25 protein-coding genes, 2 pseudogenes and 1 riboswitch are annotated in these 22,192 nt (G+C 71.0%); of the genes and pseudogenes, 12 read left to right on the top strand and 15 right to left on the bottom strand.

Annotation, left to right across the window (positions count from 1 at the left end):
* Nucleotides 1-6 precede the first annotated feature (6 nt).
* The 8 genes from LTT61_RS04430 to LTT61_RS04395 all read right to left on the bottom strand — a co-directional run bounded on the left by LTT61_RS04430 (nucleotide 7) and on the right by LTT61_RS04395 (nucleotide 6,015).
* Complete coding sequence (locus LTT61_RS04430) at nucleotides 7-405, bottom strand: hypothetical protein (RefSeq protein WP_233018648.1); 399 nt, start codon at nucleotides 403-405, stop codon at nucleotides 7-9.
* A 14-nt stretch (nucleotides 406-419) separates the two neighbouring features.
* Nucleotides 420-1,127: a hypothetical protein gene (locus tag LTT61_RS04425; protein WP_233018647.1), complete on the bottom strand. Its 708-nt coding sequence runs from the start codon at nucleotides 1,125-1,127 to the stop codon at nucleotides 420-422.
* Between the two features lie 118 nt (nucleotides 1,128-1,245).
* Entirely contained in the window at nucleotides 1,246-2,049 is an 804-nt protein-coding gene (locus tag LTT61_RS04420; protein ID WP_233018646.1) for a CbbQ/NirQ/NorQ/GpvN family protein, read from the bottom strand.
* A 25-nt stretch (nucleotides 2,050-2,074) separates the two neighbouring features.
* Nucleotides 2,075-3,583 (bottom strand): nitric oxide reductase activation protein NorD, encoded by a 1,509-nt coding sequence (locus tag LTT61_RS04415; RefSeq protein ID WP_233018645.1) that lies wholly within the window; start codon nucleotides 3,581-3,583, stop codon nucleotides 2,075-2,077.
* 154 nt (nucleotides 3,584-3,737) lie between these two features.
* Nucleotides 3,738-4,340 (bottom strand): TetR/AcrR family transcriptional regulator, encoded by a 603-nt coding sequence (locus LTT61_RS04410; RefSeq protein ID WP_233018644.1) that lies wholly within the window; start codon nucleotides 4,338-4,340, stop codon nucleotides 3,738-3,740.
* Between the two features lie 251 nt (nucleotides 4,341-4,591).
* A complete protein-coding gene (locus LTT61_RS04405) occupies nucleotides 4,592-5,059 on the bottom strand; it encodes a hypothetical protein (protein ID WP_233018643.1) in 468 nt (155 codons plus the stop codon).
* A 63-nt stretch (nucleotides 5,060-5,122) separates the two neighbouring features.
* Nucleotides 5,123-5,530: an ATP-binding protein gene (locus LTT61_RS04400; RefSeq protein ID WP_233018642.1), complete on the bottom strand. Its 408-nt coding sequence runs from the start codon at nucleotides 5,528-5,530 to the stop codon at nucleotides 5,123-5,125.
* 86 nt (nucleotides 5,531-5,616) lie between these two features.
* Nucleotides 5,617-6,015, bottom strand: a complete 399-nt coding sequence (locus LTT61_RS04395; RefSeq protein WP_233018641.1) for a hypothetical protein — start codon at nucleotides 6,013-6,015, stop codon at nucleotides 5,617-5,619.
* Between the two features lie 154 nt (nucleotides 6,016-6,169).
* Nucleotides 6,170-6,358, top strand: a riboswitch (cobalamin riboswitch).
* Between the two features lie 154 nt (nucleotides 6,359-6,512).
* On the opposite strand from LTT61_RS04395, the gene metE reads away from it, so the two are divergent.
* The 3 genes from metE (at nucleotide 6,513) to LTT61_RS04380 (ending at nucleotide 9,987) form a co-directional block, all read left to right on the top strand.
* Nucleotides 6,513-8,771, top strand: a complete 2,259-nt coding sequence (metE, locus tag LTT61_RS04390; RefSeq protein WP_233018640.1) for a 5-methyltetrahydropteroyltriglutamate--homocysteine S-methyltransferase — start codon at nucleotides 6,513-6,515, stop codon at nucleotides 8,769-8,771.
* Between the two features lie 386 nt (nucleotides 8,772-9,157).
* Nucleotides 9,158-9,511, top strand: coding sequence for a hypothetical protein (locus LTT61_RS04385; RefSeq protein WP_233018639.1), 354 nt, complete (start codon nucleotides 9,158-9,160; stop codon nucleotides 9,509-9,511).
* 5 nt (nucleotides 9,512-9,516) lie between these two features.
* On the top strand, nucleotides 9,517-9,987 hold the full coding sequence (locus tag LTT61_RS04380; RefSeq protein WP_233021326.1) for a MerR family transcriptional regulator: 471 nt from the start codon (nucleotides 9,517-9,519) through the stop codon (nucleotides 9,985-9,987).
* 119 nt (nucleotides 9,988-10,106) lie between these two features.
* On the opposite strand, the gene LTT61_RS04375 is transcribed toward LTT61_RS04380, so the two are convergent.
* The gene (locus LTT61_RS04375) at nucleotides 10,107-10,733 is read right to left on the bottom strand and encodes a TetR/AcrR family transcriptional regulator (RefSeq protein ID WP_233018638.1); all 627 of its coding nucleotides are present in this window, start codon (nucleotides 10,731-10,733) and stop codon (nucleotides 10,107-10,109) included.
* Nucleotides 10,734-10,806: 73 nt separating this feature from the next.
* Here LTT61_RS04375 and LTT61_RS04370 point away from each other — a divergent pair, with 73 nt between their 5' ends.
* On the top strand, nucleotides 10,807-11,286 hold the full coding sequence (locus LTT61_RS04370; protein WP_233018637.1) for an SPW repeat domain-containing protein: 480 nt from the start codon (nucleotides 10,807-10,809) through the stop codon (nucleotides 11,284-11,286).
* A 150-nt stretch (nucleotides 11,287-11,436) separates the two neighbouring features.
* Nucleotides 11,437-11,841, top strand: a complete 405-nt coding sequence (locus LTT61_RS04365) for a DUF3224 domain-containing protein (protein ID WP_233018636.1) — start codon at nucleotides 11,437-11,439, stop codon at nucleotides 11,839-11,841.
* Between the two features lie 286 nt (nucleotides 11,842-12,127).
* Here the strand turns inward: LTT61_RS04365 and LTT61_RS04360 are convergent, their stop codons facing one another.
* A complete protein-coding gene (locus LTT61_RS04360) occupies nucleotides 12,128-12,850 on the bottom strand; it encodes a GntR family transcriptional regulator (RefSeq protein ID WP_269821919.1) in 723 nt (240 codons plus the stop codon).
* Between the two features lie 99 nt (nucleotides 12,851-12,949).
* Here LTT61_RS04360 and LTT61_RS04355 point away from each other — a divergent pair, with 99 nt between their 5' ends.
* From LTT61_RS04355 to LTT61_RS04330, 6 genes are read left to right on the top strand one after another with little or no spacing between them, the layout of a single operon-like run.
* Nucleotides 12,950-13,639 carry a phosphonatase-like hydrolase gene (locus LTT61_RS04355; protein WP_269821846.1) on the top strand — a complete coding sequence of 230 codons (690 nt, stop codon included), beginning with the start codon at nucleotides 12,950-12,952 and terminating at the stop codon, nucleotides 13,637-13,639.
* Between the two features lie 30 nt (nucleotides 13,640-13,669).
* The gene (locus LTT61_RS04350) at nucleotides 13,670-14,641 is read left to right on the top strand and encodes a phosphate/phosphite/phosphonate ABC transporter substrate-binding protein (protein WP_233018634.1); all 972 of its coding nucleotides are present in this window, start codon (nucleotides 13,670-13,672) and stop codon (nucleotides 14,639-14,641) included.
* Between the two features lie 4 nt (nucleotides 14,642-14,645).
* Nucleotides 14,646-15,470 (top strand): phosphonate ABC transporter ATP-binding protein, encoded by an 825-nt coding sequence (gene phnC, locus LTT61_RS04345; protein ID WP_233018633.1) that lies wholly within the window; start codon nucleotides 14,646-14,648, stop codon nucleotides 15,468-15,470.
* A complete protein-coding gene (gene phnE, locus LTT61_RS04340) occupies nucleotides 15,467-17,065 on the top strand; it encodes a phosphonate ABC transporter, permease protein PhnE (protein WP_233018632.1) in 1,599 nt (532 codons plus the stop codon). Before phnC ends, phnE begins: the two co-directional genes overlap by 4 nt.
* Complete coding sequence (locus LTT61_RS04335; protein ID WP_233018631.1) at nucleotides 17,041-18,042, top strand: zinc-binding dehydrogenase; 1,002 nt, start codon at nucleotides 17,041-17,043, stop codon at nucleotides 18,040-18,042. Before phnE ends, LTT61_RS04335 begins: the two co-directional genes overlap by 25 nt.
* A 36-nt stretch (nucleotides 18,043-18,078) precedes the next feature.
* Nucleotides 18,079-18,798, top strand: coding sequence for a GntR family transcriptional regulator (locus LTT61_RS04330; RefSeq protein ID WP_233018630.1), 720 nt, complete (start codon nucleotides 18,079-18,081; stop codon nucleotides 18,796-18,798).
* Here the strand turns inward: LTT61_RS04330 and LTT61_RS04325 are convergent.
* From LTT61_RS04325 to LTT61_RS32880, 5 genes and pseudogenes are all read right to left on the bottom strand, one after another.
* Nucleotides 18,782-19,897, bottom strand: coding sequence for a TIGR03364 family FAD-dependent oxidoreductase (locus LTT61_RS04325; protein WP_233018629.1), 1,116 nt, complete (start codon nucleotides 19,895-19,897; stop codon nucleotides 18,782-18,784). The two genes, LTT61_RS04330 and LTT61_RS04325, sit on opposite strands and share 17 nt — an antisense overlap.
* 158 nt (nucleotides 19,898-20,055) lie before the next feature.
* On the bottom strand, nucleotides 20,056-20,223 hold the full coding sequence (locus LTT61_RS04320) for a hypothetical protein (RefSeq protein ID WP_233018628.1): 168 nt from the start codon (nucleotides 20,221-20,223) through the stop codon (nucleotides 20,056-20,058).
* Nucleotides 20,224-20,246: 23 nt separating this feature from the next.
* Nucleotides 20,247-20,318, bottom strand: a pseudogene (locus LTT61_RS32885) (hypothetical protein); the annotation flags it as partial.
* 60 nt (nucleotides 20,319-20,378) lie between these two features.
* The gene (locus tag LTT61_RS32590; protein WP_269821845.1) at nucleotides 20,379-20,684 is read right to left on the bottom strand and encodes an aldehyde dehydrogenase family protein; all 306 of its coding nucleotides are present in this window, start codon (nucleotides 20,682-20,684) and stop codon (nucleotides 20,379-20,381) included.
* A gap of 61 nt (nucleotides 20,685-20,745) precedes the next feature.
* A pseudogene (locus tag LTT61_RS32880) lies at nucleotides 20,746-21,006 on the bottom strand (aldehyde dehydrogenase); the annotation flags it as partial.
* A gap of 359 nt (nucleotides 21,007-21,365) precedes the next feature.
* Here LTT61_RS32880 and atpB point away from each other — a divergent pair.
* Nucleotides 21,366-22,091, top strand: a complete 726-nt coding sequence (gene atpB / locus LTT61_RS04310) for a F0F1 ATP synthase subunit A (RefSeq protein WP_233018627.1) — start codon at nucleotides 21,366-21,368, stop codon at nucleotides 22,089-22,091.
* Nucleotides 22,092-22,192 lie beyond the last annotated feature (101 nt).

Raw genomic sequence — 22,192 nt, 5'->3', positions numbered from 1 at the left:
GGGCGATCAGCGTCCGGCTGCCTCCTCCCGCGCGATCCGGTCCTCGTGGATGCGGATCAGCTCGCGGAAGCCGATCCGCCCGTAGTCGGGTCTGGGCTGCACGCCCCACTCGTCGCGGGCGGTCTGCTGGCCCGCGCCCTCGGCCTGCCCGCCCAGTGGCGGGGCGTTGAAGGGCGCGGGGTGCTCGCACTCCAGGGTGTCGTCGCTGTAGCGGACCTTCATGAGCTCGCTGCAGATCTCGGTGAGCGAGAGCGTCGGCCAGCCGTACCACACGGCCAGCGCGGGCACGGTGAAGGCGCCCTCGATGACCAGGGCGAAGAGGCAGACGAAGATGCCGCGGCGCAGCCACTTGTGCATGCCGGCGAAGGCGGGGGTGGTTCCGGGGGGAAGTTCGGTGCTCGTCATGCGATGCTCCAGGCTCAGTCGGAGAAGATCTCGCGGTTCACCGTGTGCAGGTACGGGATCGCGAGGAACGGCGTGATGTAGAAGATGTCGTAGAGCCACCAGCCGATGACCGGGAGCACGGTGCCGTCGAAACGGATATCGGCGTAGACCGTCATGTTCACGACGTAGCCGACCCAGATCACGACCCCGAACCAGCAGGTGACGATGAGCCACTGGTGTCCCCAGCGCTTCATCTGCAGGAAGGCGATGGCGGCGGCGACCCGCATCGGGAAGACGACCAGGATGAGCGCGACCTCCCAGCCCTTCTCGCCGGGTGCGCCCGCGCCGCCGATGAAGAGCTCGTTGTAGTGCCAGAAGTAGCCGTTGTCGACGAAGTTGCCCCACGCGGTGAAGAAGACCCGGGTCACCAGGGTGTGGCTGGCGAGCATGTCGAGCACCCAGCCGATGCTGTTGAGGAAGGCGTCCAGGATGACGAGGTAGCCGATCAGGGTGACGATGATGGGCCGCACCGAGAGCCCGTCGCGCTGGGCTTTCCGCTGCAGCCAGACCCCGCGCAGGAAGATCGGCAGCCCGGCGAAGCCGAAGATGAAGGTGCCCATGAGCGCGGTGCCCGCGGTGAGCCAGACGTCGGCGCGGCGCTGGGCCTGCCTGCTCTGCTCGTGGTGCTCGTCGTAGGCCGAGCCCGCCGGGGTGGCGGCGCGGCGGAAGGTGGGAAGGTTCACGGCTACCAGTCCCTGGTCGCGCACATGCTGAGCTGGACGAGGAACATGGCGAGCAGAAAGCCGTAGATGGTGAGCTGGAAGACGATGAGCGCGCGCTTTCGTCTGCGGTCCTGGTCGTTCACGGTGCCGTCCTCTCGGTAGCGGGATGGGGAAGCAGGGCGGCGGCGGCGATCTCGCGCAGGCCGTCGGAGAGCGCGCCGTCACCGGAGAGCGGCGCGAGCACCGCGGCCTGCACGGCGGCGAGCTCGTCGGCGCCCGCGGCGATCATGCGGGCGGCGGTGACCAGCACCCGGGTGGAGGGCGGCTCGAAGTGGAAGGCCTCGTCGGCCTGGCGGATCATGCCCGCGCAGCCGACCAGCCGCCCGGCGACGGCCGTATCGACGCCGGATTCGGTGGCGATCACGGCGATCTCGTGCTCGGGCGGCAGGTAGTCCAGCCCGAGCGTGACGAAGCGCTGCCGGAACGAGGGCTTGAGTTCCTTGAGCGAGCTGCGGTAGGCGGGGTTGTAGGAGCAGACCAGCTGGAATTCCGGTGGCGCGGTGAGCTCTTCGCCGGAGCGGTCCAGGTAGAGGGTGCGGCGGTGGTCGGTGAGCGAGTGCAGCACGGCCAGCGAGTCGTGGCGGGCCTCGACCACCTCGTCCAGGTAGCAGATGGCACCCGTGCGCACGGCGCGGGTGAGCGGGCCGTCCTGCCAGACCACGTCGCCGCCGGCGACCAGGAACCGGCCGACCAGGTCGGCGCTGGTCAGGTCGTCGTGGCAACTGATGGTGAGCACCGGGCGGCCGAGCAGCGCGCCCATGTGCTCGACCAGGCGGGTCTTGCCGCAGCCCGTCGGGCCGGTCAGCATGACCGGAAGTCGTTGCCGGTGCGCCTGTTCGAACAGCCGCACCTCGTCGCCGGTGGCGTGGTAGAGATCTCGCACCGGAGTGCTCCTCGCTGTGCTGGGGTCAGGCGGCGACCAGGGCCCGGTGCACGGCACCGAGCACCGGGGGGAGCTGCTCGACCCGGTGGATCCGGCAGGACCGGCGCGGCCCGAACACCTCGGGCAGCGGATCGACGCGGACCGGGCCGACGCCGATGTAGTAGACGGTGATCCCGGCCTCGTCCGCCTCGGTGACCGCGTGCGCCACATCGGCCCAGGCGTAGCGGCCCTCGTAGCCCTCGTCGGACATCAGGCCGTCGCCGATCACCAGCAGCAGCCTGCGCTCGGCGTGGCGTTCGGCGAGCCGGTGCGTCAGGTGCCGCAGCGGCGCGCCGAGCCGGGTGTAGCCGCCTGCCAGCAGCCCGAGCCCGCCCGGGTCGACGGAGCGCCGGTCGTCGAAGTCCCTGAGACAGCGCACCTCCACCCGGTGCCTGGTGTTGCCGGTGAAGACGAAGAGGCCGTGCCGCTCGCCTGCCAGCGCCATGGCGCGGGAGAGCGCGTCGGCGCAGGCGAGTTCGAGCCGGAAGGCGCGGCCGCCGTTGCTGCCGAGCGAGGAGCTGCCGTCGAGCAGCACCGCAGTGGTGACATCGCGGGTCGTGGGCAGCAGGTCGCGGAAGACCCGCGGCTCCGGCACCGGGCCGCCGAGCGCGTCCAGGCGGTGCGCGACATAGCGGTCCACGTCCAGGTCGGCGCCGTCGGGGAGCCCGCCGCGCAGGGCGCGGTGGGTGCGCTGCTCGAACCAGCGCCGCAGGTCGGCATCGACCGGTCGGGCCGGTCCGCCGCGCGCGGGGTCGGTGTGTTCGAGGACCGCGACGTGGTCCGGGAGGAAGCTCTCGGTCCACATGTTCCACTCCGGGTACGGGATGCCTGCGCGCCGGTCGGCGCGGATGTCGAGGTCCTCGTTGTCCGGGTGGCTCGGGGGCGGCAGGGTGCTGGTGCGGGCGCCGCCGTCGCCGCCGACCGGGACCGAGAGCACGCGCTTCGCGTCGCTGCGCCTGCTGGTCCACGGCATGCGGCCGTAGGTGCGGTGCACCGCCGCGGCGAGGGCGCTGCGGCCGGGGGCGCTCAGCGGGAGGGTGCCGAGCAGGGGATGGGCGGGGAGGGGGGTGCGGGAGCGGGCGAGGCGGTCGGCGCGCTCCAGCATGGCGGGGACGTCGAGGTCGGGTTCGAAGGGGAGGTCGGGCAGGCGCAGCCGCAGCTCCGGGATCAGGCCGGGGAGCCGGTCGGCGATCCAGCCCGCCGCGACACCGCCCTCGATCAGGGAGAGCGCGCCGCGTTCGCGGGGGGAGAGCTCGTGCAGGGCGTAGCGGGCGAGTGCGTCCTTGGACGGCGCGCACTGCAGGGCGACGCCGCAGGTCAGGGTGGTGCGGGTCCAACCGGGGGCGGGCGGGTAGGGCACCTGGACGATGGTGCCCGCCGCGTTCAGCCCGAAGCCGCGGTGCGCGCCGGTGAGCAGGCGGGCATTCGCGCGGCGGCGCGCGGAGAAGGCGACCGCGGTCAGCGCGCAGCCGCGCTCCAGCGCGCGGGGGTTCACGGGACGGCTCCGTCGGGCGGGCGGCCGATCAGAAAGTGCCGATGTTCTTCATGACCCAGTACCAGAAGCCGATGATGCCGCAGACGAGCACCCAGGCCGCGAGGATGCGCACGAGGTCCAGCCACATGAGGTTCGCTCCGTTCGAGAAGGGTCATCAGCGCTCCATGCTGTGCAGCGCGGTGGTGAGGTAGCTGTCGAGCATCGCGGCCCGCATGGCCCGGTTGTCCGGGGTGGTCGCGAGCAGCGCGTACAGCCCGAGCAGGAAGAACAGCGCGGCGTGGTACGGGTCGATGCCGTCCCTGGTCTCGCCGCGGTCGCGGGCGTTCTCGATCTCGGTGGCGACGGTGGCGATCATCGGGAAGTCCCTGGGGTCGCCGTCGCCGCGGTTGGGGGAGAAGTGCACCGCGAGCAGCTCGCGGAACAGGGTGTTGCCGAGCCTGCGCTCCAGGGCGAGCACCAGCCGGACGGTCTCGGCGAGCGCGGCGCGCAGGTCGTGCTCGCCGCGCAGGAAGCGGGTGAGTCTCTGGGCGAGCAGGGTCTCCTCGCGGCGCTCCAGCTCCAGCAGGACGTGCTCCTTGGTGGGGAAGTGGAAGTAGAAGGTGCCGCGCGCGACGCCGGCGGCCTCGGCGATGGCCGCGATATCGGCCTCCGCCGAGCCGGTGCGCGCGAACTCGGTGATCGCGGCGTCGAGCACGCGGTCCCGCGTGCGCAGCCGCTGGGCTTCGCGCCCCTGGGGTCTGCCTGATGCATCGGTCATGACCTCGATCCCACCAGCAGCGCTGACCTGCGTCAACGGAGGGTGGGGCTTTCGAGTGGAAGGTGATGGGCGGCAGCTTCTTCCGCTGCCTACAGCGCACTCAGACTGACATATGTCATCGACATCCGTCAATGAAATGCGGGAAAGGAGGCTTGCGCACGTCTGTCATCATAGTTACCGAAAAGGCAACAGAAGCCATATCCGGCGATGAGGAGGTATGGCCGCCCCGCATTACTCGGGACGCGCCGGGGTCACCCTTCGTCGTGCAGGTGGTCGGCGCCGATGGCGAAGCGGCGGTCGGCGGGGTCGACCAGCACTCGGCGGCGGTCGCCTGCCCGCGGGTGCGGCACGCCGGTCGGGACTTCGCACTCCGCCACGAAGGGCTCGAAGCCGGGGCCGCTGATGCGGACCCGAAGCTCGGCCACGTCGGGATTCTCCCCGCCCGGGCGGATCCGCACGGCGATGATCTCCGCCTCGGCCCGGATCGCGGCGGTCCGGAAGCGCCGGGCATTGCGCCGCCACCGGTAGGTCTCGACCGCGAGGGCGATGCCGATCGGAAGGGTGACGAGGGCGGGGCACACCGCGCCCCAGAGCGATTCGCCCGTCAGGGCGAGGGTGGGCCCGGTGAGGACGAGGCAGGCCGCGAGGGCGAAACAGAAGGCGCCGCCCACCGGGCCGATCAGCTCGACCTGGCTGCCCGTGGCCTTGCCGCCGGTCATCGCACCTCCGTAGTCCAGTGCTGTCGCGCGGAGCCGCCGCTCCGCGATCGATGATGGCAGGTGTCAGGCGGTGATGAGGGGGGCCGCGAGTTCGACGATGGTGCCGGTGTCGCCGACGGTGATGCGGGACTCGGGGACGAGGGCGCCGATCAGCGCGAGCCCGCGCCCCCGATTCGTGGAGCCGCCCGCGCTTGGCTGCTTCCAGTGCCCGTGGTCGGTGACGGTGACCCGGACCATGTCCTGCTGCACGCGCGCCTCGAGCAGGATCGGGCGCCGGTCGCTGTTGTGGCCGTGCTCGACGGCGTTGGTGCACGCCTCGATCGCGGCCAGCAGCAGGTCGTAGGCATGGCGGGGGTCGGTGAGGACGCCGGCCAGCCACTCCCGCAGCCGCCTGCGGACCCCGGCCAGCTCTTCGGCCGCGGCGGGGAATTCCTGTCGCAGGGCAACGGGGGTACCGCCGGTTGCACTCATCGCCTGACCTTCCGGACCGGGTCGCGTTCGTGCGGTGGTCCTACCCGACGCTACCCGGTCCGACACCCGCTTCCCAGAGAGCGGGCTCAGCTGATCTGAGTTCCGGACCAGCCGAAGCTGAAGCTGTGGCCCTTGGCGGTGCAGAACAGCGCGCCCCTGCCGCCGCCGGTGCAGCTGGCGCCGCCGTTGCTCAGGGTGCCGTCGATGGGCGCGCTGCCCGCGCGCCCGTGCGGGCCGAAGAGCCCGAAGGTCGGGTGTGCGGGCAGGAAGGGAAGGTCGATGGCGAGGTCGTGGACGGTGAAGCCGAAGAGGTTCGTACCGCCCGGGATATCGCAGCCGACGTCCCCGGTGGCGCGGATCGCGCAGTTGGAGCCGCCGTAGCTGAAATACACGGTGTCGCTCGGTTGCGCGGCGGCGGCCTGCATTCCCGGCGCGGCGAGGGCGGCGGCGAGGACGGGCGCGGCGAGGAGCGTTCGAATTCTCATGGAACGACCATAACTGTTGCGAACACGGATGTTCGCTGATCTGTGGACCGCGAGTGTCGGGCACCCGGCCTCCGGTATCCGCTATATTCGTCGGTGCAGCTGGTTCGCTGGCGGCGGAGTCGAAGGAGCCCCTGACCCGCCCGCCTGCGTCGAAGTCCGGGAAGCGATTTCCGGGTGAGAGGGAACCCGGTGGAAATCCGGGGCTGTCCCGCAGCGGTGAGTGGGAACGACAGCCGTCACCCGCACTGGGCACCCGCCTGGGAAGCGACGGTCGGTAGGACCAGCCCCGGGCCCCCGGGGCCGACCCGATCTCGGGTCGATGCCCACGAGTCCGAAGACCTGCCCGTTGTACCGGGGACGCCGTCCCCGGTGGTCGTCGCCTCGTGGATCGGGCGCTACGCCGAGTGGACCCGGGCACGGGAACGATGCTTCACGGGCTCCATCCGCGTGCGCTCCGAATGGGCGGCGGTCTTGGCTGCTGCTGATGGAGCTCATCGATGTCGAACACCACCTTTACCGCGACCGTGCTCGGGTTTCCGCGCGTCGGCCCCAACCGGGAACTCAAGCGCGCCACGGAGTCCTACTGGGCTGGCCGCGCGAACGCCGATGCCCTGCACGCCGTCGCCGAGGAGCTGCGCACCGCGCAGCTGACGGCGGCCCTTGACGCCGGGCTCGATTCGGTGCCGGTGGGCACCTTCTCCTACTACGACCAGGTGCTCGATACCGCCGTCCTGCTCGGCGCGCTGCCGCCGCGGGTCTCCGGGATCACCGACGAACTGGACCGGTACTTCGCCGCCGCCCGCGGCACCGCCGAGGTCGCCCCGCTCGAGATGACCAAGTGGTTCGACACGAACTACCACTACCTGGTGCCCGAGCTCGCTGCGGACACGGTGTTTTCGCTGCACCCGGAGAAGCCGCTGGCCGAGTTGACGGAGGCGCTGGCGCTCGGCGTGCCCGCCCGGCCGGTGGTCGTCGGGCCGATCACCTTCCTGAAGCTGGCCAAGTCGGTGGACGGAAGCGACCTGCTCGACCGGCTGCCCGACCTGATCCCGCTCTACGAGCGGCTGCTCGGGCTGCTCGCCGAGGCCGGGGCGGAATGGGTTCAGCTGGACGAGCCGTCGCTGGTCACCGATCTCACCGATTCCGAGCTGGCAGCGGTGCGCAGCACCTATCAGCGGTTGTCGGAGGTTGCGGCGCGTCCGGCGATCCTGGTGGCCGCCTACTTCGGCCGCCTCGGCGCGGCGCTGCCCGCGCTGGCGGAGACCGGGATCGATGGCATCGCCCTCGACCTGGTCGCGGGCGGGGACGCGGATGTCGCCGCGGCCCGGTCGATCACCGGCAAGCTGATCGTCGCCGGCGTGGTCGACGGCCACAACATCTGGCGGGCCGACCCCGACCACGTGCTGCCGCGGCTGACCGAGCTGCGCGACGCCGGGGTGGCCGTTGCCGTCTCCAGCTCGTGCTCGCTGCTGCACGTCCCCTACAGCCTGGCGCCGGAGACCGACCTGGACCAGCGGCTGCGAAGCTGGCTCGCCTTCGGCGACGAGAAGATCGCCGAGATCCGGGTGCTCGCCACCGCGCTCACCGAGGGCGAGAGCGCGGTCGCCGACCAGCTCGAGATCGCGCGCACCGCGGTCGCCGACCGCAGGGCCGACCCGCGCCTGCGCGTGGAGTCGGTGCGTGAGCGCCTCGACGACCTGGACGCGGCCGCGACCCGACGCGCCCCCGCCGACGAGCGCCGCGTCCTGCAGCAGGAGCGGCTGAACCTGCCGCTGCTGCCGACCACCACGATCGGCTCCTACCCGCAGACCGGCCGGATCCGGCTGGCCCGCGCCGAATTCCGCCGCGGCGAGATCGACCGGGCCGAGTACGACACCCGCATGCGCGCCGAGATCGCCGAGGTCATCGCGGTACAGGAGGAGATCGGGCTGGACGTGCTCGTGCACGGCGAGCCGGAGCGCAACGACATGGTGCAGTACTTCGCCGAGCAGCTCGACGGCTTCGCCGCGACGGCCGGCGGCTGGGTGCAGTCCTACGGCACCCGCTGCGTGCGCCCGCCGATCGTCTACGGCGACGTGGCGCGGCCCGCGGTCATGACCGTCGAGTGGATCACCTACGCGCAGTCGCTGACGGCCAAGCCGGTCAAGGGCATGCTGACCGGACCGGTTACCATCCTGGCCTGGTCGTTCGTCCGCGACGACCAGCCGCTCGCCGACACCGCGCGGCAGATCGCGCTGGCCATCCGGGACGAGACGGTGGACCTGGAGGCGGCCGGCATCGGCGTGATCCAGGTGGACGAGCCCGCGCTGCGCGAACTGCTGCCGCTGCGCCGGGCCGACCAGGCCGCCTACCTGGACTGGGCGGTCGAGGCGTTCCGGCTCGCCACCGCAGGCGTCGCCGACGCCACCCAGATCCACACCCACCTCTGCTACTCGGAGTTCGGCGAGGTCATCGGGGCGATCCACGGCCTGGACGCCGACGTCACCTCGATCGAGGCGGCGCGCTCGCACATGGAGGTGCTCGACGACCTCAACGCGATCGGCTTCGACCTCGGCGTCGGCCCGGGTGTCTACGACATCCACTCGCCGCGCGTTCCCGGTGTGGAGGAGGTGCGGAAGTCGTTGGAGCTGGCGCTGAAAGCCGTTCCGGCCGAGAGGTTGTGGGTCAACCCGGACTGCGGGCTCAAGACCAGGAGCATCGACGAGGTGACCGCCTCGCTGCGCAACCTCGTCGCGGCGGCGAAGGCGCTGCGCTGAACCGGCCCCGGGGCGGTTCCTTGCCGCCCCGGGGTGTCCCTTCCAGCCCCGGGGCCGATATGCGTAGCCTCCCGCGGGCGGCACGATGTCCGTCCGGACCACGCCCGCCACCGGGTCCTGCGCGGCGACCCACTCGGCGACCGGCACCGGCATGCGCGAGCGCATCGCCGCGCACGACCGGTCGAGGGCGCGAAGCCGAACATCCCCGAGCTCATGCCGATCACCGAGGTGCTCACCAACCTCGGCTACCGGGCCACGGCCGGGTCTCCCGCACGGGCCTCACCGGCGCCGAGCCGCAGCGTCACCGCGCGGCTCGGCCGTCCGGGGCGGAATTCTTCGCTTCCGGGGTTGCATCCGGTACCGGGGTACAGGCTTACCGTCGATACATGACCGACAGCGACCTGTCCGAACCGATGATGAACCTGTCCGCGTGCACCCTGCCGACCGTGGAGCGCCCGACCCGGCTGGCGGAGTTCGATACGTTCTTCGCCCGCTCGGTGACCGCGACCGTGCGTCCGGTCCCGACGCGGCTGGAGTTGCGGCTGGCCGGTGGCGGGGATGCCGAGCCGGTCGGGCGGGATCTGGCCGCCCGCGAATCGCAATGCTGCTCGTTCTTCACCTTCTCCTTCACCCCGGACCCGGCCGGGGTGCTGGTGATGGGGATCGAGGTCCCCGCCGCGCACCTCGATGTCCTCGACGCCCTGGCCGGGCGCGCCCAGACCGCAGGCTTGGGCGGGTGAGCGGGATGCGCAGCGGGCAGCTGGCGGCCGCGGCCGGGGTCAACGCCCAGACCCTGCGCTACTACGAACGCCGCGGGCTGCTCGCCGAGCCCGCCCGCACCCTGGGCGGGCACCGCGTCTACTCCGAGCAGGCGGTCTCGGTACTGCGGGTGATCAAGGCCGCCCAACGCCTCGGGTTCACCCTCGACGAGGTCGCCGACCTGCTCGAAGCCACCCAGCTCGGATCCCGCCGCGCCGACGCCGGGCTACGCGAACGCGCCCGGGCGAAACTGATCGAGGTCGACACGAAGCTGGCCGAGCTCACCGCGGTCCGCGACACCCTGGTCGCCGCGATCGCCGCGGGTTGCGAGGACCTGCTGGAGTGCAGCGATTCCCCGTGCTGCCCGATCCCGTTCCCCGACCCCACCACGACCGGCGCCGAAGCCCCGGGACACGGCCTCCCCTCGGTGAGCGGCGGCTACGGTCACCGCATGTGATGGTGCTGCGCTCGATCCTGCTCGCCGGCGAGCGCGGGAACTTGTGGTGAGCGTTCGTCAATCGGTGTTGGTACCGAGGTCCGTTCTCCGAACGCTGGACGATCGGGGTCGGACCGTGTTCAGCCGGTGCTCGATGGCAGGCTGCCTCCGGTGCCGGGGGGTGTCAGCTCGGCGGGTGGGGTGGCGGTGCTGAGTGCGGGCCAGAGAGTGGTCAGGACGCGAGTCTGCCAGTCGGGGCCGACGCCGCCGCTGCGGGCGTGTTCGGACAGGTAGGCGCCGACGACGAGGTCGAGCACTGTCTCGGCGTCGAGCTCCGGCCGGATCCATTCGGCCGTAGCGGGTGAGCCGAGTACCTCGGCGAGGGCGGCGCGGTGGTCGACGAGCACCGCGCGGATGGCTGTGGTGAAGGCCGGGTCCTGGCCGGTGAGCAGCGCGGCGACCCCGCCGAGCCCGATCCCGCCCGCGACGGCGTGCACACACTGCTCGACGATCCAGCCCAGCACCGCGACCGGCGTGGCCGGGTCGGCGGGCGGGGCCGGTCGCGCGACCGCGCCGAGTGCGGAGATCAGCATCTCCTCGCGGTCGCGGTAGCGGCGGTAGATCGTGGTTTTGGCGACCCCCGCCGCCGCGGCGACGGCTTCCACCGTGACCGCGCGCGGGCCGCGCTCACGCAGCAGCTCCAGCGCGGCAGTACTGATTCGCGCGTCGCGGGCACTGTCGCGGGTCCGGCCTGTCGATCCACTCACACCGGCTAGCTTATGCCCGAACAAGGCGATACGCTACACGTATCGTTTCGTTCAGGAGAGGTGAGTGATGACGATGACGAAATCGAAGCTGACTCCGACCAGGGCGCTCGCCCTCGCGGGCATGGCCGCGGGCGTGTTCACCATGGTGGCTCCGGCGTGGGCGGTGACCACGGCGGCCGGAGCGGCGTTGCTGCTCGGGATCGGGTCGCTGATCGTGATCTTCGCGTTGTGGTCGCTGGTCGCGCGGGATCCGACCAAGGACCACTGGGCGCTGTCGGTGGCGGGTTTCATGCTGTTCTCGGCGCCGTGGGTGGGCGGATTCGCCGGTGACGGCGCGGCGTGGGTGGCGTGGCTGCTCGGCGCTGCGGTCACCCTGGCCGGCGGCTCGGTCTACGTCCTGGACGAGGACATCGAACTCGCCCAGGCCCAGCGAGTCCAGCAGATGGTCACCTACATGCGCGCCCACGACCACACCCGCACCGACCCCGCACCCGCGGCCGACCGGCCCCGGCTCGGTGCCTACCTGTCCGGCACGGCGACCACCCCCTCGTGATCGGACGCGCACGAGCCGCGCGGTGCCCTCCGATCCGAACGTCGTAGATCATCGGCGACTCCCTGCGGCCGCTTCGGCGGCACGCGCGGCGCGTTGGAGGCGCTGCTTCGTTGCCGGGGGTTTGTCGTACGGGGTCGCTACGATCGCGCGATGCGAACCTGGGGAACCTTCGAAGTCACCTCCTTCACCCCGACCGAGGTAATGCCCGAGCCGGGTATCGCCACCGGCGTTCCGGTCGGGATCGCCCGCATGGAGAAACACTTCGGCGGTGCGGTATCCGGGCGGGCCGCGACGCTGTTCACCGCGGCGTTCGACCAGGAGACCGGCGTGGGCACCTACGTCGCGATGGAGTCGTTCGACGGCACGCTCGACGGGGTCGCAGGCACCTTCTGCTTCGCGCACTCCGCCACGACCTCAGGCGCCGATCGGAGCGCCGAGTTCTTCGTGATCGTCCCGACCAGCGGAACCGGTGAGCTCGCCGGGATCACCGGAAGCGGGGGGATGGCCGTCGATGCGGACGGCACCCACCGCATCTGGTTCGACTACGACCTCTGAGCCCTCGGGCGTGCGGGGGCTACCCGGCGCCGGTGTCGCCGTGCCGGGCGTAGGCGGCTTCGCGGACCGTGTCGTCGTCCTCCAGCCCCGCCCAGCGCACCGCCCACCGTGGCGAGCGAAACGGTGGCGATGGTCGCGATAGTGAACATCGCCACCTGCTCCCGCATCCGCCGCCCCGGCGCCCGCTCCCACAGCTCGCCCCGCGACCGATACGCGGGTCACGAGGTCTCCGGTACATCAGGTTCTGCTTGGCCGCTGAACCTTCTACCGGAGACCTCGTCTACTTTCAAAACTCGCCCGAGCGGCGCTGGATCGAGGTGAAGGTCATCCGATCGCCCCGGTAGAGCGAGCGGCGGTGCTCGATCGGCACCCGGTCGGGGTCGTAGGAGATGCGGTTGAGCAGGAACATCGGGGTCCGCGCGTCGACTGAGAGCAGCGCCGCCTCGCGGGCGTCGGGGAGCGTGGTCTCGATGCTGTCCACCGCTTCGGCGAAGGGGATCCCGCGGGAACGGATCTCGGCGTAGAGCGAGGCCTCGGTGTCGAAGGTCTCGACCAGGCCGGGGTAGCGATAGGCGGGCAACCTTGTGGTCTCCAGGCCGACCGGGACGCCGTCGACGATGAGTACGCGTTCGAGCTCGACCACCGGGTCACCCGCCGCGATGGCCAGTGCTTCGGCGAGGAAGTCGTCGGCGGTCAGCCGGGTCCAGGCCACCAGGTCGCGGCGGGCCTCGCGGCCCTCGGCGCGGGCCGCCTCGGTATAGGAGCCGAGCGCCAGCGGCTGCACCAGCTTGGGCCTGGCGACCACGGTGCCTCGGCCGCGGCGCTGAATTCGGCCCGCCACCAGCAGTTCCCGCATGGCCTGGCGCACGGTTTCGCGGGAAACCTCGAAGCGCAGCGCGAGCTCGCGCTCGGAGGGCAGCTGCGCGCCCTCGTCGAGGCGGTCGAGGAGTTCGTCCACGTGGGCGCGTACGACCTGATGCTTGAGGACCCTGGGTTCAGCCTGCGACATCACGGAAACAGCCTACCATTTTTGGTATATACCAATTGTTCACATGTCGTTCGCCCGTCGTGTGCTGATTGGTCTATACCAAAAGCCACCGTAGTGCTCGTGCCAGAGCAATCCACCGACATCGCGCTCGCCGTGCTCGACATGGCGGGCACCACCATTGCCGACGACGGGCTCGTCCTGCGCGCCTTCGAGGCCGCGGCGACCGCCGCCGGGCTCCCCACTGCGGGGAGCGAGCGCGACCATGCCCGCCAGTACGTGCTGGACACCATGGGCCAGTCCAAGATCGAGGTCTTCCGCGCGCTCCTCGGCACCGAGGAGCGCGCCGCCGCCGCCAACACCGCCTTCGAGACGGCATACGCCGGTTTCGTCGACGAGGGCGGTCTGGCCCCGATTCCCGGCGCGGCCGAGGCGATCTCGGCGCTGCGCGGGAGCGGCGTACTCGTCGCCCTGACGACCGGATTCAGCCGCGCCACCCAGGACCGCATCTTGACCGCGCTGGGTTGGGAGGCACTCGCCGACCTCACCCTCGCCCCCGCCGAGGCCGGGCGCGGCCGCCCCTACCCGGACCTCGTGCTCACCGCGCTGCTGCGGTTGCGCGTGGACGACGTGGCCGCGGTCGCCGTCGCGGGCGACACCGCGGGCGACATGCGCTGCGGTCGCCGGGCGGGCGCACGGATCGTCGCGGGCGTGCGCACCGGCGCCCATGATGCCGCCACGCTGCGCGCGGCCGGCGCCACCCACGTGCTCGACACCATCGCCGAACTGCCGGATCTCCTCCGTTCCGCCTGATCCGCTCCATCCCGAGAGGACCGCTCCATCATGTTCTTCCGCCATCGCCGCCCGGCCCGCGCCGTCGTGGCCGCGCTCGCCGGGCTCACGCTCGCACTCTCCGGCTGTTCCGGCTCCGACTCGGAAGCCCGTAACGACAGGGGCTTCCCGGAGACCATCACCCTGGCCGCCATCCCGGCCGAGAACTCCAGCGACCTGAAGGCCAGCTACCAACCGGTGATCGCGCTGCTGGAGCGGGAGACCGGCTCGAAGGTCGAGTTCGTGCAGGCCTCCGACTACGCGGGCGTGGTCGAGGGGCTGATCGCGGGCAATGTCGATCTCGCCTTCTTCGGCCCGTTCGCCTACGTGGTGGCCGGGATCGCCGGTGCCGATATCTCCCCGCTCGGCGCGGTCGTCAAGAACGCGGGCGGCAAGCCCGGCTACCAGTCCTACGGCCTCACTCGCGCGGGCAACCCGGACATCAAGAGCCTGGCCGACTTCCGCGGCAAGAAGGTCTGCTTCGTCGACCCCAGCTCCACCTCCGGCTTCCTCTACCCGACCGCGGGGCTGATCGAGGCGAAGGTCATCGCCTCCGGTGCCGAGCGAGATCTTTCCGCGGGGCTGACCCCGATCTTCGCGGGCGGCCACGACTCCTCCGCGCTCGCGATCGCGGCCGGTGACTGCGATGCGGGCTTCGCCTTCGACACCATGGTGGACAAGACCATGGTCGACAAGGGCGACCTGAAGCCGGGCCAGCTGGCGACGATCTGGAAGTCGGAGATGATCGCCGGATCGCTCTTCGCCGCGAGCAACGCGCTCGGCGCCGAGACCGTTGACAAGCTGCGCGCCATCTTCACCGAGCAGCTGAACCTGGATCGGCTGCAGGCCGCGGGCATCTGCGCCGGCGACGCCTGCCGCTTCACCGACGAGCGCGCCTGGGGTGTGGTGGCCACCACCGACGCCGACTACGACGGCGTGCGCAAGGTGTGCGAGGTCACCGGCTCGGACAAGTGCAAGGGCTGACCCGATGACCACCTCCCCGGCGTTCCCGCCCGCCGTCGCCGGTGACGACGTCGTCGTCACCGTGGACGGGGTGAGCAAGCGCTTCGGCGCCGTCACCGCGCTGCACGAGGTCTCCTTCACCGTGCACCGCAGCGAATTGGTCGTGCTGCTCGGGCTTTCGGGTTCCGGCAAGTCGACGCTGCTGCGTTGCCTGAACGGGCTGCAGCCGGTCAGCGCGGGCCGGGTCGAGGTCGACGGAGTCCGGGTGGATCGGGCGCGCGGCGCTCGGCTGCGGGCACTGCGCCGCGATGTCGGCTTCGTGTTCCAGCACTTCAACCTGGTCGGCCGGCTCAGCTGCCTGGAGAACGTGCTGATCGGGGGGCTCGGCCGGCTGCGGCTGCCGCGCTACGGCGCGCTCACCTACCCGGCGGCCATGCGGCGCGAGGCGCTGGCGCACCTGGAGCGGGTGGGGCTGGCCGGGCTGGCCGAGCGGCGCGCCGACACCCTCTCCGGCGGTCAGCAGCAGCGGGTCGCTATCGCCCGCACGCTCATGCAGCGGCCGCGGGTGGTGCTGGCCGACGAACCGGTGGCCTCGCTCGACCCGGAGAACGCCGGGGTGGTGATGGATCTGCTGTTCCGGATCTGCATCGAGGAGCAGCTGACCGTGATCTGCACGCTGCACCAGGTGGATCTCGCGCTCGGCTGGGCGCACCGGCTGATCGGGCTGCGCAACGGCGAGAAAGTGCTGGACCGGGCTGCGGTCGAGCTCTCCCGGGACGAGGTCATGGAGATCTACCGCCGTGTCGACCCCGACGAAGCCGCCGCGACCGCCCCGGCGCGGCCGCGATGAGTGTGGTGCTCGACCCGCCGCAGCGGCGGCCCGCCGCGCGCGACGACCGTGCCCGCACCCCCCGCCCATGGCTCCTGCGGCTGTTCTCGCTGCTGGCCGCCGCCGCGGTACTCGCCGCGGCGGCGTACCTCGAGTTCGCCCCGGCCACCCTCCTCGACGGCCTGGACGACATCGCCCGGCTGCTGGATCGGATGCTCCCGCCCCGCCTGGACGACCCCGCGCGGATCTCGACGCTCGCGCTGGAGACCCTGCTCATGGCGGTGCTCGGCACTGTGCTGGCCACTGTGGCCTCGGTACCGCTCGCCTTCCTGGCCGCCCGCAACACCACGCCGCACCCGGCGGTCTACGCGGTGGCCCGCGCCGTCATCACCTTCTGCCGCGCCATGCCGGACCTGCTCATCGCGGCGCTGCTGGTGCGCGGGCTCGGCATCGGGGTGCTGCCCGGCGTGCTGGCGCTGGCGCTGCACTCGATCGGCATGCTCGGCAAGCTCTTCGCCGACGCCATCGAGCAGACCGACCCCGGCCCGCGCGAAGCCGTGCGCGCCACCGGCTCCGGGCCGCTGCGCGAACTGGTCAACGGGGTGCTGCCGCAGGTGGTTCCGGCCTGGATCGGAGTCTTCGTCTACCGGGTCGACATCAACCTGCGCACGTCGGTGGTGCTCGGCTTCGTCGGCGCGGGCGGGATCGGCTTCGCGCTGCAGGACGCGCTGCGCGGGCTGGCCTACCCGCGAGCCATGGGGATCGTCGCGGTGATCCTGGTGATCATCGCCGCCATGGAGCTGCTCGCCATCGTCATCCGCCGAGTCCTGCTGGCGCCAGGACATTCCGCCCCTCGGCGTGATCGAATCGCCAGGCTCGCGCTCGGCGGGCTGGTCGGAGGGGCGACCCTCGCCGCACTGGTGGTGCTAGAGATCGGCCCGCTTTCGCTGTTCACCTGGGTCGGGCCCGCGCTCGAGGTGTTCGGGCGCATGGTGCCACCGGATTTCGGTGCGCTCGGCGCCGACCTGGTCGACGCGACCGTGCAGACCGTCGCCATCGGCGTGCTCGCCACCGGCATCGGCGGGGTGCTCTCCATCCCGGTCGGCATCGTCGCGGCGAGCAATGTCTCGCCGCATCCGGTGCTCTACTGGGTCGCGCGCGGCTGGATTCTGCTGGTGCGCGCGGTGCCCGAGCTCATCGTGGCGGTGGTGTTCGTGGCCGCGCTCGGGCTCGGTCCGATCGCGGGCACCTGCGCGCTGGCCGTTGGATCGCTCGGTTTCCTCGGCAAACTCGTCGCCGACGCCGTTGAGGAGATCGACCCCGGACCGCTGGAGGCGGTCGCCTCGGTCGGCGGCGGCTGGTGGAAAACGGTCGGCGCGGCGGTGATTCCGCAAGCCGTCCCCGCGATCGTCGGCTCCTGGCTGTACCTGCTCGACGTCAATATCCGCACCTCGACCGTGCTCGGCATCGTCGGTGCGGGCGGCATCGGGTACCTGCTGTTCGAGTCGATCCGGACGCTGAACTTCGAGGTGGCCGGGGCGATCGTGCTCGTGGTGTTCGTCATCGTCTACCTGATCGAAAGGCTGTCCGGATGGATTCGCTCGCTGGTGGTGTGACCAGGGCCGCGGTGTGGACCGGCGCCGGGACGGCGGTGCGGGAGGTGCCGCTTCCCGTGCCCGGTCCCGGTGAGACGCTGGTTCGGGTGACGCTGGCGACGGTGTGCGGGAGCGATCTGCATACCGTTACCGGCAAGCGGGTGGCGCCGTGTCCGTCGGTGCTCGGGCACGAGGCGGTGGGGCGGGTTGTGCGCGGCGCACTTCCGGCGGGAACGCGGGTGGTGTGGTCGGTGACCGCGTCGTGCGGTGATTGTGCGCGCTGCCGAGTCGGGTTCACCGCCAAGTGCGAGCGGGTACGGAAGGTGGGGCACGAGCCGTTCGCGGGGGAGTGGCCGCTCTCGGGGACCTATGCCGAGCACGTACTGCTGCCCGCCGGGGTCACGCTGGCCGAGGTGCCCGAGCAGGTGCCCGATGCCGTCGCCGCACCCGCCGGGTGCGCGACCGCTACCGTCATGGCCGCTCTGGAGGCCGCGGGTGCGGTTGCGGGTCGCCGCGTGCTGGTGACCGGGGCGGGCATGCTCGGTCTCACCGCGACCGCGGCGTGCGTTTCTCGCGGCGCCGACGTTCGGGTGGCCGACCCGGACCCCGAGCGGCTTGCGCTCGCCGCCGCGTTCGGCGGTCTTCCCGACGACGGCGCTCCGGTCGACGTCGCCCTGGAGTTCTCCGGTGCCGCCGCGGCCGTCGGTCATGCCCTGGCCCGCATCGACCTGGGCGGCACCCTGGTTCTGGTCGGCTCGGTGACGCCGGGAGCCGCAGTCCAGGTCGACCCCGAGGCGGTGGTGCGGGGTTGGCTCACCGTCACCGGCGTGCACAACTACGAACCCCGCCACCTGTACGAAGCCGTCGCGTTCCTGAACATCACGCGCGACCGCTACCCGTGGGCGTCCGTGGTGGCGCCCCCGGTCGCGCTGGCGGAGGTGGAGGCGGTGCTCGTGCCCACCCCACCCGGGATCCTGCGCGCCTCGATCGCACCGTGACCGGGTAGTTTCGAGCCGTCCAGGCGAGGAATGGAGGTGACCGTGCGGTCACCGGGCACCCGGCACGAGCAGGTCGCCGCGCAGTTGCGCCTGCGCATCCGCGACGGCGTCTACCCTGTCGGCGCCTCGCTGCCCAGCGAGAGCGAGATGTGCGCCGAATTCGGCGTCTCCCGCGGCCCGGTGCGCCAGGCAATGGCGGCACTGCGCGCCGAAGGGCTGGTGACGATCTCGCAGGGCCGCCCCGCGACCGTCCGCTGCCGCACCCCGGCCCGCGGCATCGCCACCTTCACCCCCTTCACCCGGTGGGTGCAGAGCATCGGCCGGGCCGCGGGCAACCGCACCGTCGAGGTCGCCCGCCGCCGGACCGCGGGTGCCGCGGCGGCGGCGCTGGGGGTGAGCGAGGCGGAGTTCGTGGTCGAGGTGCTGCGGGTGCGGTTGCTCGACGGTGTGCCCGCCATGCTCGAGCGCAGCACCTTCACCGAACCGGTCGGTGCCCTCGTCGTCGGATTCGACACCGACTCCGGGTCCATCACCGACTACCTCACCGGTGCCGGGGTGCGGTTCGCCACCATGGAGCACCAGCTCGACGCCGTCGCCGCCGATCCGCTCGACGCCATGCACCTCGCCGTCGCGCCCGGCACCCCGCTGCTGCGCGAGCGTCGCACCTCCCGCGACGAACACGGTGTCGCTTTCGAGTACGCCGACGATCGGTACCGGCCCGACCTGGTGACCTTCACACTCACGAGTTCGGGCTGACCGGGGCGATTCGATCGAGCACGGAGGCCGCGAGCCCCAACCCGGTGGTCATTCCGATCCCGGTGGTCACCGTGACCACGTGCACCCCCGGTGCCGGCTCGGCGATCAGGAACTCGCGACCCGGCGCTGAACTGTAGACGCCCTGCCACCGCTCGACAACGTCGATGTCATCGCTGCCGAACAACTCCCGGGCATGGCCGAGCAGCATCTCGAACCCGTGCTCGGACTGGAACGGCGACTCCGACACCTCCCGGATATGGGTATCGCCCACGATCAGCGTGCCGTCGGCCTGCGGGGTGACCATGAGGTGCAGGTCGGCCGCCACCTCGGCGGGGTACTCGCTCTCCAGCCGGGCGCGGAGCGCTTCGGTGCCGGTGAAGCCCGCGTACCGCAGCAGCGACCAGCCGGTGAACAGCGGGCCCGGCAGCGGCCGGGGGAGGCGGACCGTCGCGCGGAGCATGTGCAGGCGGCAGCGCAGCAGGTCCCCGCCGAGCCCGGGGAAGAGCCGGTCGACATCGTGGTTCACCGCGACCACGACCTGCTCCGTGGCGAGCGTGCTCCGAGAGGTGCGTACCCTGCCCGGCTCGATACCCAGAACCGCTGTACGCCAGTGGAAGTCGACTCCACGCCGGTGTTCCAGCCAGGCCGCGATCGCCGGGGCGGCCGCGCGCGGGTCCACCTGCAGATCGTCGGGCAGGTGCATGCCGCCGACCGCAGCGGCCACCGGCACCTGCTCCAGGAATGCCTCCCGATCCAGCAATCGCACCTGTTCCGCGCCGCGGGCCCGCGCGAACTCCGCCATCACCGCAAGCTCGTCGTCCGACCTGGCCACGCACCAGGTACCGGAGGCGCGGAGGCCGAACCCGGCCTCGTCCGCCAGCCGGATCCAGTGCTCGCGCCCCGATCGCGCGTAGTCGAGCGCCGAGCCGGACTGGGCCGTGACGCAGGCGTGCCCGAAGTTGCGGATCGAGGCACCGAGTACGCGATCGTTCTGTTCGATCACCGCCACCGACAGGCCGCGCTCACGGGCGTGGAAGGCGTGTGCGAGGCCGATGATGCCCGCGCCGACGACGATCAGGTCGTATCGCTCAGATGTCACGCTTCACTGTGGCCTGGTTGCGGCATCCTGTCTATATAAGACTCTCTAAGTTCACTACCTGTGCATATGAGTACATCGGGAGATGCGCAGCTTTTCGGAGCCGTGAACCGGCCCACCGGAACTCCGGCAAGGGGAGCGCTGCGACCCTGTGGAGCCGATCAGTGCTCGATGAGCGCGCTGATCCGCCGCCGATGATCGGTGAACGCCGCATCGTTCACATCCCGCGCCCGACCCAGCTCCATGTCGTTGAGGTAGGAGTTGGTCCCGACGGTGTCGGTGTGGAGGCGGCGGCGATGGCGAAGCCGCAGCTCTCGTCGGCGGTCCATACCGAACCGGCCAGGCCGAAGTCGCTGTCGTCGGCGAGCGCGAGGGTCTCGCCCTCGTCGGTGTAGGGGATAACGGCGACGACCGTGCCGAAGATCTCCTCGCGGGCGATGCGATCGGTGTCGGCGACGTCGGCGAAGATCGTGGGTTCGATGAATCAGCCGCAGGTCAGCCCCTCGGGTTGCTTGCCGCCGTGTACGAGCCGAGCCTTCTGCTGCCGGGCGGCGTCGGTGTAGGAGCCGACGGTGGCGAGCTGGGGTTCGCTGGCGAGCGGGGCCGACGATGACGGCGGGGTCGAGCAGGTCGTCGATGGTCTGGGCGGCAGCCCGGTCTGTTCGGCGGCTTCGGCGATGATGTAGGAGTCCAGCGCGGCGTCGGGGGAGTGCTCGAGCACCGTTGTGCAGCCGGCCGCGAGCGCGGGCGCGCGATCGAGCTGAGCGCTTCGGCCTGCGGATAGTTCCACGGGTGACCACCCCGGTAACCCCGACGGGTTCGCGGCGCGAGATGGTCGATCTCAGCGCGCTGGGCCGGATCTCCTCGAACTCGGTGGCCGGGGCGAGATCGGCGTACTGGCACAGCGGGTACGCGGGTGTCTGGCCGTTGAACGCGCACGATAGCGCGATCGGCCTACCGATCTCCCGGCTGACCAGTTCGCTGGTCCACTCGCCCCGGGTGGCGAGCGTGTCGGCGAAACGGCGCGACATCACCGCCCGCTGCTCGTGGGTCGCCTCGGGTCGATCGCCGCGCACGGCCGCGGCGTCGGCGACGGTGGTCGCGGCCTCCACGTCGGCCTCGTTGCCAAGGGCGGCCACGCCGAGTGACTCCCGATCGCGGCCTCGGTCGCCTGCCGCTCGGCGGACCTCACGAGCAACTATCTCCGTCGATATCGCCGCACTCGCCTGGTGTCGAGAACCGGCACCAACCCGAGCTCGAACCGTCGCAACCGCGCAGCGCTCAGCTGGCCATCCCGCCCGCGTGAGTCGGCGGCACGCATCACGACCGACTCCGCCTTCACGTCGAGCCACTTTTTATGGTATGAACATATAATCAAAGTTCGTTCGATCAGGGGGAGAGAACGCTGAACACCATCGACCTTGCCGCGGAGTTCCACGCGCCGTCGCTGACCGACTTCTTTCCGCCCGCCGTGCTGTTCGAGGGCACTCCGTTCGAACTCGACCGGCTGATGCTCATCCGGCTGCTGATGACGGCGCTGCTGGTGGTGTTCATGCTGGCCGCTTTCCGTAATCCGCGCATCGTGCCGGGAAAGCTGCAGAACATCGCGGAAGCCGCGCTGGTGTTCGTCAAGGAGCAGATCGCCGACGAGGTACTCGGCAAGGAGGCGGGCCGCAAGTACTTCCCACTGATCGCGACCATCTTCTTCACCGTGCTGTTCCTGAACTTCTCCGGCATCGTTCCCGGACTGAACATCTCGTCCAACGCGCGCATCGGCATGCCGCTGGTGCTCGCGGTGATCGCCTACGTCACCTTCAACTACGTCGGTATCCGCAAGTTCGGATTCTGGCGGTACATGCGCGGCAGCGTCGTCGTCTCGGACGTGCCGCCGTGGGCGCACGGCCTGCTGATCCCGATCGAATTCGTCTCGACATTCATCCTGCGGCCGTTCACGCTCACCGTCCGGCTCATGGCCAACATGCTCGCCGGCCACATCATGCTGGTGCTCTTCTTCAGCGCCACCTGGTACTTCCTGTTCGACGCCACCGCCTGGATGAAAGTGTTCTCACCGTTCTCCCTACTCGCTGGCGTCGCCTTCACTGCATTCGAATTGCTGGTCATCGGGTTGCAGGCCTACGTATTCGCGCTGCTGACCGCCGTGTATATCAGCGAGGCGAAAAACGTTGACTCGCACTGAGTCCACTGCCGTGCTGGCAACTGCCGGCACGGCAGGGCGAGCAGGGGTGGGACAACGACGAGTTCTGGTCATCCGCTTGGCTCACTCGACGTCGCTGCTGA

This window comes from Nocardia asteroides, from assembly GCF_021183625.1.
Taxonomy (GTDB): Bacteria; Actinomycetota; Actinomycetes; order Mycobacteriales; family Mycobacteriaceae; genus Nocardia; species Nocardia asteroides_A.
The sequence above is the reverse complement of the archived record's forward strand: the minus strand, read 5'-3'. Positions and strand labels throughout refer to the sequence as shown.